9 protein-coding genes are annotated in these 11,682 nt (G+C 64.7%); 1 reads left to right on the forward strand and 8 read right to left on the reverse strand.

Features of this window, described 5'->3' with window-relative positions:
* Position 1: 1 nt before the first annotated feature.
* Positions 2 to 922, forward strand: a complete 921-nt coding sequence (locus QM789_RS08175; RefSeq protein WP_420351425.1) for a DUF1173 family protein — start codon at positions 2 to 4, stop codon at positions 920 to 922.
* A gap of 89 nt (positions 923 to 1,011) precedes the next feature.
* Here the strand turns inward: QM789_RS08175 and QM789_RS08180 are convergent, their stop codons facing one another.
* From QM789_RS08180 to QM789_RS08215, 8 genes are all read right to left on the reverse strand, one after another.
* Positions 1,012 to 2,292, reverse strand: a complete 1,281-nt coding sequence (locus tag QM789_RS08180) for a type II toxin-antitoxin system HipA family toxin (RefSeq protein ID WP_420351426.1) — start codon at positions 2,290 to 2,292, stop codon at positions 1,012 to 1,014.
* Positions 2,282 to 2,614, reverse strand: coding sequence for a helix-turn-helix domain-containing protein (locus QM789_RS08185; RefSeq protein WP_420351427.1), 333 nt, complete (start codon positions 2,612 to 2,614; stop codon positions 2,282 to 2,284). Before QM789_RS08185 ends, QM789_RS08180 begins: the two co-directional genes overlap by 11 nt.
* Positions 2,615 to 2,949: 335 nt before the next feature.
* Complete coding sequence (locus tag QM789_RS08190) at positions 2,950 to 3,501, reverse strand: TetR/AcrR family transcriptional regulator C-terminal domain-containing protein (protein WP_420351428.1); 552 nt, start codon at positions 3,499 to 3,501, stop codon at positions 2,950 to 2,952.
* Positions 3,443 to 5,431, reverse strand: a complete 1,989-nt coding sequence (locus QM789_RS08195; protein WP_420351429.1) for an ABC transporter ATP-binding protein — start codon at positions 5,429 to 5,431, stop codon at positions 3,443 to 3,445. Before QM789_RS08195 ends, QM789_RS08190 begins: the two co-directional genes overlap by 59 nt.
* On the reverse strand, positions 5,428 to 7,242 hold the full coding sequence (locus QM789_RS08200) for an ABC transporter ATP-binding protein (RefSeq protein WP_420351430.1): 1,815 nt from the start codon (positions 7,240 to 7,242) through the stop codon (positions 5,428 to 5,430). Before QM789_RS08200 ends, QM789_RS08195 begins: the two co-directional genes overlap by 4 nt.
* A gap of 66 nt (positions 7,243 to 7,308) precedes the next feature.
* Positions 7,309 to 8,469, reverse strand: a complete 1,161-nt coding sequence (locus QM789_RS08205; RefSeq protein ID WP_420351431.1) for an FAD-dependent monooxygenase — start codon at positions 8,467 to 8,469, stop codon at positions 7,309 to 7,311.
* A gap of 3 nt (positions 8,470 to 8,472) precedes the next feature.
* A complete protein-coding gene (locus tag QM789_RS08210; protein ID WP_420351432.1) occupies positions 8,473 to 10,473 on the reverse strand; it encodes a TonB-dependent receptor in 2,001 nt (666 codons plus the stop codon).
* Positions 10,470 to 11,678 (reverse strand): MFS transporter, encoded by a 1,209-nt coding sequence (locus QM789_RS08215; RefSeq protein WP_420351433.1) that lies wholly within the window; start codon positions 11,676 to 11,678, stop codon positions 10,470 to 10,472. Before QM789_RS08215 ends, QM789_RS08210 begins: the two co-directional genes overlap by 4 nt.
* Between the last annotated feature and the right edge of the window lie 4 nt (positions 11,679 to 11,682).

Genomic DNA, 11,682 nt, shown 5'->3' on the forward strand with positions numbered 1-11,682 from the left:
TGTGGCGCTCAAGCTCGGGTTCGGCTTGGCCAAGACCGGCACCCACAACCAGGCGAATGCGGCACAGCCTGCCGCGACCGAAAAGAGCTCTGTCGTGGCGATTCCACCGAAGCTTTCGATGGCAGCTTTGCTTCAGCTCCTTTGGCACGAGGCCGACCTGACGAGGTGGACAGCGAATTGGGCGGGCAAGCGATACTGGTGGACGGTCAGATCGCATCTTATCGCGGCAGCGCGCACCATGACGGTACGAAACGACGTTTTGGCCAACCTGCTCTTCATCCCGGAAACGTTCCGCCTGGAGGACAAATCCGCCATCGACCAGCGCAGGACGGCGAGCCTGCTTCCCCTTCAGCCAGCTGCCGGCGGCCAGCGCCGGCTCATGCTGATCCTCGGAGAGGTGAAATCCATCGATGCAGGACGGCTGAGGCGAAGGATCACGATCCGCCATCTCCCGGATTTCCCGCTGCTGATCGACGAGCGATCATGGTCCAGGGTTCAGACGCTCTTCGCGAGCGAGCTTTCCCTGTGGGAGGCGGATGACAGCACCCATCTCGTCTTGTTCGCGACATTCGGCCTCAACCCGGCCGGCCTCGCCGGTATCGAGGAGATCGTCCTGATGGTGACAACGACGAACTGGATCCCCTTCACCAATGTCTATGAATACCGCCTGCTGACCGCCCTTGCCAGACTGAGGGACGAAAGCGTTCGAAAGCTGAACTTCGGACAACCGCCGCAGGATTTCGAGATGGTCGCGCTGCTGCCGCGTCGGCAGCCGAAGCCGTTGGCGCTCTATATCATTCCGCCGCGGGATGAAGCCGCGACCAGAGCCGAGCTTGAGGCTCTGATCGCCTCCCGTCCGGACCTTGGAGCCTGGATCTGGGATGTCGCCTCCGAGGAGATGCCGTCCTTCGGGCCCGGCTGACATTTCTGGCGTTGCCCGATACGACGGTTCCGATGCGCGGTCCAGGCTATCTTCGTCTTGTCGTGCCAGCGGCCGTGCCAATAAAATCTCTAGCGGGTTACCCCGACATGCGTGCCATACCCTTCGAAGGCATAGGGATTGAGGATCTGGCGCCCTTCAAAATACCGGCGCTCCGCATTGCTCATCCTTGCCTCATCGGCAACCTCGCCCCAGTTTTTCCGGATCACGTCAGCCTGGCGATCAATGATGTCTCTGGCAGCCGTCTCTTCCAACTGGAAGGCAGGGGCAGCATGCAGCGCCACCTCCAGGCGGGAGCGGCGATCCCCTTCCGCCACGATCAAGGCCTGATTGGCCTGCGCTCCGCCACGGCGCTGCGGCGCGATGTCGTAGGCGGGCGTGAGCCTCAGAACCCTTCCGTCCCAGAACGCCGCATGGTTGCGAGCGTGATCATCGGTATTGCCGATCAGGATATTGAAACTCAGGCGCGCAAAAAGCTCTCGCAGCGTCTGTTTCGGCGCGTCGAATTTCTTGCGGATGATCTCCGCCAGCATCGGATAGGAAATGTGATGTGCGGCCATCTCGTGTTCCTGTGTCCAGGTCAGCGCCGAGACCATCGCGCGGCGCCCCCACGCGCCATCCGCCAAGGCAAATCTGTCGAAACGCTGAACAAGCAGTACATCCCTGTCGAGGACGCGTTCGATGGCGACTGGAGCCACATCAATCCCCGCAAGGGCAGCCAGCTTCATCGTCGCGTACTCGCCCTTGACCATGGCGAAGCTGTCATTGGCCGCAGAAAACTTGGCGATCAGTTTTCTGCCCGCGGCAACATCCGTGATCAGCGCCTTGGGGCGGGCGCCTCCGATCGAACTGCCATGCAGGATCGTTCGATCCAATGCCGGAGGCACAGGCTCTCCGGCCTCGATGCGATCAGCGAACTCCATCAGATCTTCCAGCGAGGCCTGATCCGATTCCCGGGGGATATAGTCGACGGCAGATACCTGAAAATCCAATGCCCCGATCCGATCCGATCCGGATCGCAACATGAAGGTCATCTCGCCGAAGGCATCCTCGTTGATGTCGCCTCCCCGATGCCCGAGAATCTCATGCACGATCACCCTGCGCCCCCAGCGATCCGGCAAGGCGTCGCGGAGACTCGGAGCAAGGTCCTGCCCGGCCGGCGGCTCGATCAATCCTACGCGCAGCGGCAGGTCGAGGTCAAAAATCGAAATTGCCTCCCGACGCTCAAGATAGCTACGGCCGTAATTGAAGAATATCGTGGTTCCTTGCCGGACGACCCGCCCGGCAACGACTGGCCGCTTCGCGCCCGGCAGCCATATCCAGACAAAGAGTTCCTGTGGCTCAGAAGTCATCCTTCACCTCCGGGCGTTGCGAGTGGATCCGCTGTGGCAGGAGGTCGAGCCGGCTCCGTGCTGTGGCCAGCCTGTCCGCGATCGCCGTCGATCCTCCAAACAGGTCGATCCCGACGAGATATGCAGCTTCGAGCACATAGCCGATGGCGACGCTTGCCTTGCCCTCCTCTATGGCCCTGACCGTCTTGCGAGCACAACCAAGGCGATCCGCCAGGTCCTGCTCGCTCCAGTGCAGCTGCTTGCGGCGCGCACGGATTTCCGTGGCCAGAAGCTGCAAGCCCTGGCGGGAAACCAGTGACAGGCCTGAATACCTCTCGGGCATCATGTATCCTTATGGTACCAATAAGTGCATTACCGCTCCCTCAAGGGAACAACATCCTGCTTCGCCGAACTTGTGCCCGAAAATGATGTGACTTGCAACTCAGATGCACCCTCAAGGGAACACTACGTAGATTTGTGATCCCTTAGAGGAACAATATTAAGCGCCCTAACTCGCCTGGAAGTCGTAGCGGCCATTCGCCTGCATCGGCCTTCGGCCGTGCTTCGGGCAGGCGATGCGCACGGATGATGATGCCAAAATTCCGACCGGCCGCCTCGTTGGTCGCGACCAAGGCGACGCCGGCAATGAAACGGCTGAGATGTTCGACCGCAGCAGATTTAGTCCTTCAGGCATCCAATTCCATCGAGGATCAGCCTTTGCCGTTTCAGCCACCATTCGCGGGGGGAGCCGCGCATGACAGCGATCATTCCCCGGATCTGGCTGGCGTGCTCCCCATCGGAAAGGGCCGCCTTCTCCCAGTGAACGGCCATTGCGTCGGCAAGGCTCTCTCCGTCAAATCCCGGCCGGGCGAAGCGCTGCCAGCCGATGAAGCAATCGGTCAGCGCATTGACAAGCGTGTCCACGGCCAGGATCGCATCTTCCAGCCGAAACCCCTCGGTTTGCAGTTGCGCCACGGCTTCGGCAAAGCCCCGGATGCCGGCGGGCGGCATCACCTCCATCTCGCGGAGCGCGACTGCAAGGCCGGGGTGCCGCTCGTAGAGCGACCAGAGCGCATCGGAAAGCCTTTCCAGCCGCGCCTGCCAGTCCCCTTCAGGCGCCCGCCAGTCGAGATCCGCCACCGCCAGATCGGCCGCCGCCGCGATGATCTCGTCACGGCTTTTCACATGGCGATAGAGCGACGAGTGATCCATCCCGAGATGCGCCGCCACCCCCTTGATCGTCACAGCGTCGAGGCCGATGTCCAGAGCCGCGCGCGCGATATCCTCGCGCTTCACCCGCGGGCTCGGGCCTGGTTTCCTGCGATTCTGCGGCGAGGGGGGCGGGCGATCTGCTGGCATGGCCCGAGCTTAACCAACCGCTCCGGTTCGGGCCAGCGTCACCGGCCAATCCTCCAGCCAGCCGCCTTCGCACGGTGAGCCCAAAGCCTGGAATAGAGTCCCCCCTCTGCCTGAGCAGGTCCTCGTGGCGGCCCCGCTCGACGATGCGCCCCCTGTCCAGCGCGAGAATTCGGTCTGCCGCCTGGATGGTGGACAGCTTGTGCGCCACCACGATCAGCGTCCTTCCCGCGACCAGCCGCGCCAGTGCCATCTGGAGCGCGCGCTCGTTCGTCGGGTCGATCGCGGCGGTGGCCTCATCGAGGAGGACGATCGGCGCATCCTTGAGAATGGCGCGGGCGATGGCGACACGCTGGCGCTCACCGCCGGAAAGCGCCGCACCGCCCTCGCCGACCTGCGTGTCATATCCGTCGGGCAGCGCGACGATGAAATCATGCGCCTGTGCGTCCCGGGCGGCCCGTTCGATGTCTTCCGGCGTGGCATCCGGCCTCCCGATGGCGATATTCTTGCGGATGGAGCCGTTGAACAGGTAGACATCCTGGAACATCACAGTCACGAGATCGGACAGTCCCGCCTCGCCGATCCGGGTCACATCGGCGCCCCCGATGGCGATGCGGCCGGAGGAGGCATCCCAGAAACGCGGGATCAGGTTCAGGATGGTGCTTTTGCCAGACCCCGAAGGCCCGACGATGGCGGTCATCGAACGCTCCGGCACGGTGAAGCTCAGGTCGTGCAGCACGGTCTCGCCCGGTCGATAGGCGAAGGAAACATCGTCGAACCGCAACTCGAACCCCTGCGGGACCTCCGACGCGATTGCCGCGGGCAAGACCGGCGCGGTCAGCACCCGGTCCATCCGGGTCAGCGAGGCATCGGCCATGCGCACGGATTCCATCACGCCGAGCAGCGCCATCAGCGGGCCATACATCGAGAGGACCAGCACCAGGACCATGATCGCCGTGGCCGGCGCCATCAATCCGGCCTCCATCCGCGTGCCGGTCAGCCAGATCACCAGCGGCACGCCCAGCATCACCACCATGCCGAAAACCGCCATCGGCGCGGTCAGCTGCACCACCATCTTCACCGAGATGTCGCGGAAATCGTCGATGGCGCGGCGAAAGCTCTCCTGCCCCGTCGCGACCTGATTGAATGCGCGGATCACGCCCATGCCCTGGACATATTCGATCATCCGGGCACCAGCCTCGGCCTGCATGTCCTGCCGCCGGATTCCGAGCCGGGAAAGATGCCGCGAGGTCCCGAAGAACACCGGCAGCGCCAGCGCGACAGACACCGCCGCGGCAAGTCCCACCCGCCAGTCCTGCACCAGAAGCACGGCGAACACGGCCAGCGGCAGCCCAAGCGCCTGCGCGATCCGTGGCAACCCGTCGGAGAAGAAGCTTTCCAGCATCTGCATGTCCGAGGTCAGCACCGTGACCGTATCGCCCCGATGCCGCGCCTGATGGAAGCCCATCGGCAGATGGCGCAGATGATCGAGGATGCGCAGGCGCAGATCCCCGGCCATCTCGTAGGACGACATCCAGCTGTCGCGCACCGAAAGCCATCCGAACAGCAACTGCCCGGCCAGCGACAGCGCCATCAGCCCCGTCACCTGCCAGATCCATGTGCCGGTCAGCGCCTTCCCCTGCGCCAGCCCGGTGACGACCCAGACCACGGCGCCGAAGCTCAGCCCCAGCATCATGCTTTGCAGGAAGCGGAAGACGACGCCGCGCGCCACCCGGCCCTTCAAGGGTCCCGTCAGTGCCCAGGCCCGCCGGAGGCTGTCGAGGTCGGAACGGATGTCGCTCATTGCGCGGCCTCCTGTTGCGACGGGCGCAATGCAATCGCCTGCGTCGCCGTGTAGTCGGCCCAGAGCCGGGCATAGAGGCCGTCAGCCGCCACCAGATCCTCATGCCGCCCGATCTCGGCGACACGACCGCGATCCAGGACGACGATCCGGTCGGCACCCATGATCGTGTGGAGCCGATGCGCAACCATGATCAGCGTCCGCGCCTTCGCCAGTTCGGTCAGCGCCTCCTGGATCGCGGCCTCGCTGTCGGGGTCGGCAAAGGCGGTGGCCTCATCGAGCACGATCACCGGCGCGTCCTTGAGGATCGCGCGCGCGATAGCGATTCGCTGGCGCTCCCCGCCCGAAAGGTTGGCGCCGCCCTCTCCCAACCTTGTCTCATAGCCCTCGGGCAGCGCCATGATGAAATCATGCGCGCGGGCGGCACGGGAAGCGGCGTGCAACTCGGCTTCGGTAGCGTCGTGTTTGCCGAAGCGGATATTCTCGCCTATCGTGCCCGAGAAGAGGAAGGTCTGCTGGAAGACGAAGGCCACCTGCTCCATCAGTTGATCGAGGTCGATGTCGCGCAGGTCCACGCCGCCCAACGTGACGCGACCCGCCTGCGGATCGTAAAGCCGCGGGATCAGGCTGGCCACGGTGCTTTTCCCGGAACCGGAAGGTCCGACCAGCGCGGTGATCCCGCCCGCCGGAGCGGTGAAGCTGATGCCATGCAGAACCTCATGCGCACCGTAGCCGAAGCTGACATCCTCGAAGGCAATCGCATGATCGACCAGCGCCACGCGGGCACCGGTGTCGGGCTGCGGCGGCGTCTCCAGCACCTCGGCGATCAGGGTCGAGGCCATCGAGATATGCGCCATGTTGTGGAACAGGTTGAACAGTTTCAACAGCGGCTGGCTGTAGTTCGCGCCCAGGATCACGAAGAAGCACAGCGTCGGCAGGTCGATCCAGCCCGCCTTCATCATCAGCATTCCCGCCGGCAGGATCACGCAGATATTGGCCGCGACCAGCGTGTAGAAAGCGGCGCCGAGGGGGAGGAACCGGCGGCCCATCTCGGTCTCGACCCCGGCATAATCGCGCACAGCCCCGGCGGTCTCCGACAGCGCGGCGCCAGTCCGGTTGAAGATCTTGATCACCGGCATCCCGGCCAGGTATTCGACGATCGCGCCGTTCATCCGCTCGGATTGACGCTGGTATTCGGCGGCCAGCGCGGCCTGCTGTCCCATCGCCACGACGACCAGCGAGAAGGACAGCGGCGTCAACAAGATCGCCGCCAAGGCCATCCGCCAGTCCACAGCGAAAAGCCAGGCGGTGACAGCCAGCCAGGTGGCAATCGAGGAAACACCCTCGGGCAGGCCATGGGCGACGATCAGCTCCAGCCGTTCCGGCTCATCCACGATCAGCTTTTTCGCTCCGCCCGAGCGACGGCCGAGAAACCAGCCCATCGGCAGCCGCGCCAGGTGGCGGGCCAGTGCCAGCCGCAGGGCATGGATCAGGCGGAAGGCCGCGAGATGCGACAGCCCCATCGCCAATCCCATCAGCGCCGCCCCCGCAACCACCGCCAGGAGCGCAATCATTGCCAGCCGCAGGAAGGGCGCCTCAGCCCCCGCCGCCAGATCGGAAACCGCCCGCCAGACCGCCCAGATCGGCACCAGTTCCAATCCCACCGCCACCGTGGCGAGAACGGCCGAAAGCGCCAACACCGGTCCGCTTCCACGCCCATGATGCGACAGAACCTTCAGGCTGGCGAAGAAGTCAGGCCGGGCGTCTTCGACCGGCGTCGGCGCTGCATCTGTGACATTCTCCGCTCGGGACATGACGCCCCCTTTCCTCACCAAATGAGTTGGTTTGCAGGCTAACCGCGACCCACTATATCTGCAACATCATGTTGCAGATATAGTGGTCGGGATCTCCGGCCCAGCCATCCGCCGCACCAGCATCGGCAGGAGCGGGCGCGAGAACAGGATCGGCGCCAGCAATGATTGCAGCCACATGCCCGTCCGGCTCACCGGAACATATTGCCCGCCGATCCGCCGTGATCCTGCCTGAAGCCGCGTTACCATCGGGCGCAACCGGGCTTCCCATGCCTCGATTGCCGCAACCGGATCGCGGTTCTGCAGGGCATCGGCAAGCAGCATCGCCCCTGCCGTGGCAAGAGTGGTGCCCTGCCCCGAAAGAAAGGCCAGGTTCCAGGCCGCATCGCCCAGAAGCACGACGCGGCCCCGCGACCAGAACGGCATTTCGATCTGCGCCACGGAATCGAGGAAGACCTGATCCCAGTCGGCCGCTGCGATGGCTCCGGCCACCGGATCGGGCCATCCATCGAACTGTGCAAGAACGGCGGCTCGGCGATCCTCGGCACCGAGCCGCGTCATGTCGGCTTCGCGCCAACAGAACAGTGTCGCAGCCCCGCCATCCGGCAAGGCATAGAGCGTCGCCTGACGGTCGATATCGGCAAGACCGATCACCGAGGCCGCGAGGGGTGAGGCCGGGCGGAACTTCCAGGACACCACGCGGTAGCCGAGAGGACGAACCGGATCGGGCAGATCTGCAAACACCAGTCGCCTCAACCCCGAACGATAGCCATCGGCGCCCACAACCAGGTCATGCCGTGACTGGCTGCCATCCCCGAGCTTCACATTGATGCCAGAGGCGTCTTGCGCGAGATCGACGACGCTGGTCTGCCAGCGCAGTGAGATCCCCTCTGCCGCCGCGATCAACACATCCTGCAGATCGTCGCGCATGATCGCCATGATCCGCCCGCCCATGGCCGCGCCGATGCGGCGGTAATCATAGGCGATATGGGGCCGCAGGTCCGACCGAAGATAGCGCGCCTCGGCAAGCGGCATCTGGCGCGCCTTCAGCGCCGGGATCAGATCCAGCCGCTCCATCGCGCGCCAGCCACTGGCATGCAGACCCACTGCGAAGCCGTCACGCCTGTCCGGCGTGGCGCGGTCGACAACCTGAACCTCGTGCCCGGCCCGCTGCAATGCGATGGCAAGGACCAGCCCGGCCGGTCCCGCACCCTGGATCAGTACTTTCACGGCTCAGAAGCTTTTCGTGAAACGGATGCCGATCTCACGCCCGCGGCCAAGCTGATAGACATTCCCCAGGCCGTAGGCGCTGGCGTCGAACCCGTAGGAGGCATAGGTCTTGTCGGTCAGGTTGGTGGCATAAAAATCCAGAACCGCGCCGTTCTCCATCTTCCAGGCAATGCCCGCATCAAGCAGCGTATAGCTGTCCTGCCCGATGGTGTTGCCCTCGTCGAACCAGATTTTGCCCTGGTGGGTCACACCGATGCGCGGCACGAGCTGTCCCTTGCCCGGCCCGAGATCGAAGGTGTAGTCGACCGCGAGCCGGGCCGTCGCCTTGGGCGCATAGGGAACCCGGTTGCCCTCATAGCTCGCAGCCGGATTCGTCGGATCGGCATAGCCGGTGAATTTCGAGTCGGTCAGAGAGACACCGCCGCTGATCCCCCAGCCACCCGAGGCATAGCGCAGCGAGGCATTGATCCCCTTGGCCGTCACCTCGCCGACGTTCTGGAGGTATTGCGCCGGGGCGGTGTCCACGAACATCTGGTAGTCGTCGGTCCGGCTCCAGTAGGCCGCGACCTGCGCCTGCAACGCACCATCGGCCGACTGGTATTTCAGGCCCACCTCGGCATTCCAGGTCTTCGACGGGTCGTAGGTATAGGCGATGTTCGCCGCGGTCAGCGTCCTCGTGAAGCCACCGGCCTTGAACCCCGAGGAAATCAGCCCATAGCCCTGCCATTCCGGGGAAATCTCATAGGAGAAACCCAGCTTGGGCGAGACAGCGCTCCAGTCGTCCTTCGCGTTCAGCGTGACGAGACCGCTGGCGGAGGCCTCGGTCTCCTCATAGTCGAAGCGCAGACCCGGGGTGATGGAGAAACGGTCGCTCACATGCCAGGTCAGGTCCGCGAAAGCGGCGAAGCTCCTGGTGCGCTGGTCGGTCGCGCTGCCATAGGCCTCGCGCCGGAAGTCCGACCGCGAGAAGAAAAGACCGGCGACATAGTCGACCGGTCCCTCACCGGTCGAGGACAGGCGGAACTCCTGTGTCAGGGTTTCCTGCCATTCCGGCGTGTAGGATCCAAAGATCGTGCGGTCGAGGAAGCGATCCTGCCAGCCGGTAACGGAGGTCAGTTCCCCCCAGCCGAGATCATAGCTTGCAGTCAGTCCGAGGCTGGTGGTGTCGTGGTCGTAGAAGGACGGGAACGGCACCGCCTGCCGCGCGTCCAGAGCGGTACCCATGACGAACTGCTCCTCGGTCGAGGACACTTCGTTTCGGGCGGCGGTGAACATCACATCCCAGGGGCTGCCCTCGGGCGCATAGCGCAGGCGGAGTTGCGCGCGGCTTTCGGTCGTGCCGCCAAGGGGGGCGCCCGACATCATCCCGGTCAGATCGTCATCCTGACGGTTCCGTCCCAGCGACAGGTCGGCCCAGAGGCCCTCGCCCAGTTTTGCCTCTCCTTTGAGTCCGAAGCTGTAGCCGCCGTTCCCGCCCGCAGCCCCGACGAAGAACGGCGTGCCCTCGCCCGGCTTCACGGTGGTGACATTGACCACGCCCCCGACCGCACCGCGCCCGTAAAGCGTGCCCTGCGGGCCGTAAAGCATCTCAACCGTCTCCAGTCCGACCGGGAACATCTGGCCGAGGGTTGCGGCATCCTGCGGCAGACCGTCGACATAGAGCTGCACCGAGGGATTGTAGAAGTCGAGCGAGGCCTGGCCGCGCACCGTGAAGTTGGCATAGACCCGCGAGGAACGGGCATCCACCGCCACGCCCGGGAAAAGCCGGTCGATGCCGTCCACGCCGGTAACACCGGCACTCGCGGCCTCCTCGCCTCCAATCTGCGCCACCGTGCCCGGAAAGCTCAGCTGATCCTGCACACGTTTCGCGCCGGTGATATAGATCGTCCCGAGCATGATCGTCCCCGCCTCTTCCTGAGCGTGAAGCGGCAGAGCCGAGACGGAGAGGAGAAGTGCCGCGAGGGTCAGGCCGCGCGATGCGGGCCTTTGGCGAGAGAGCGTCATGTCGGGGATTCCGTTGCAGGGAGAGGAGGAAGCGGCGCTGCGATGGCCTTGCGGTCAAGGCGCGCGCGGGTGAAGGGAAGGGCAAGGAGCAAGAAGACCCCAGCCAGGGCAAAGACCGGTGCATAGCCCCAAGCCTCGGCCATCTGACCGGCGAGGATGCCGGTCACAACAGCAATCGCCGCGTCGAGGCTCTGGAGCAGCGCGAAATCGGTCGCTGCCTGATCCGGGGCGCACCAGTCCATCATCGCCGCGTAGAGCGCGACGAAAGAGATCGCGGTCGCACTCATCAACGCGATCTGCAGAGCGGCGAGCACCGGCACCGGACCGGGCCGCAGGCTCCACCAGACAAGGCCCGCCAACGACGCCAGCGCCAGTGCACCGGCGAGCACGAGCACCGCCACCTTGCCGAAGCGGCGCACGGCGAAGGTGCCAACGACCGCTGCGGCCAGGCCCACGACCATGCCGCCCGCACCGCGGAGCCATGCGATCGCTTCGAGATCCAGCCCGGCGTCGACCAGCATCGGACCCGCCATCGCGCCGCCCAGGCGAATGCCCGCCTGCCACAGGATCAGGAAGCCGATCCCGGCCAGAAGGGTACGGTTTCCGAGACTGCGGAGCAGCGAGGCTTCGCCACGGCGCGCGGGAACGGCCGGCAGGTTCAGCTGCGCCACCGGCAGTGCGAGCAGCAGCATGACCAGTGCCAACACCATCATCGACGGCACCCAGCCATACTGCGCATAGGTCCAGAGCCAGATCCCGCCACCAATCAGGAACCCGAGATACCCGCCCACCGTGCTGGCACCGCTCGCCAGGACGCGATTTTCCGGGCCGGTCGCATGGATCCCGGCGGCATCGGTCGCAATGTCCTGGGTCGCGGCGATCGCCGCCATCGCGAAGAGAACAGGCGTCAGGGAAGCGAGGCCGTCCACAGGTGAGAATGCCGCAGCCAACAGGAAGCACAGGCAGAGGAGGCCCTGGCAGCTCAGGATCCAGATGCGGGGAGATGCGAAACGATCCACCAGCGGAGCCCAGAGCATCTTGAACACCCAGGGCAGGAACAGGAGCGACAGAAAGCCGATCCGGTCGAGTGGTACCCCGGCATCGCGCAACACAACCGGCAGCGCGGTCTGCACCATGCTGCCGGTAACCGATTGTGCTGCGTAGAGACCCAGCAATATTGTCGCCAGACCGGCGTTTCCCCGCATTCCC

Origin of the sequence: Paenirhodobacter sp. (assembly GCF_047600745.1) — a bacterium.
Lineage (GTDB): Bacteria > Pseudomonadota > Alphaproteobacteria > Rhodobacterales > Rhodobacteraceae > Rhodobacter.

Excerpts from the sequence above, each read along its gene's own strand:
- QM789_RS08210 (WP_420351432.1), bottom strand. The coding sequence starts at position 10,473 with ATGACGCTCTCTCGCCAAAGGCCCGCATCGCGCGGCCTGACCCTCGCG.
- QM789_RS08180 (WP_420351426.1), bottom strand. The coding sequence starts at position 2,292 with ATGACTTCTGAGCCACAGGAACTCTTTGTCTGGATATGGCTGCCGGGC.
- QM789_RS08215 (WP_420351433.1), bottom strand. The coding sequence starts at position 11,678 with ATGCGGGGAAACGCCGGTCTGGCGACAATATTGCTGGGTCTCTACGCA.
- QM789_RS08195 (WP_420351429.1), bottom strand. The coding sequence starts at position 5,431 with ATGAGCGACATCCGTTCCGACCTCGACAGCCTCCGGCGGGCCTGGGCA.
- QM789_RS08200 (WP_420351430.1), bottom strand. The coding sequence starts at position 7,242 with ATGTCCCGAGCGGAGAATGTCACAGATGCAGCGCCGACGCCGGTCGAA.
- QM789_RS08185 (WP_420351427.1), bottom strand. The coding sequence starts at position 2,614 with ATGCCCGAGAGGTATTCAGGCCTGTCACTGGTTTCCCGCCAGGGCTTG.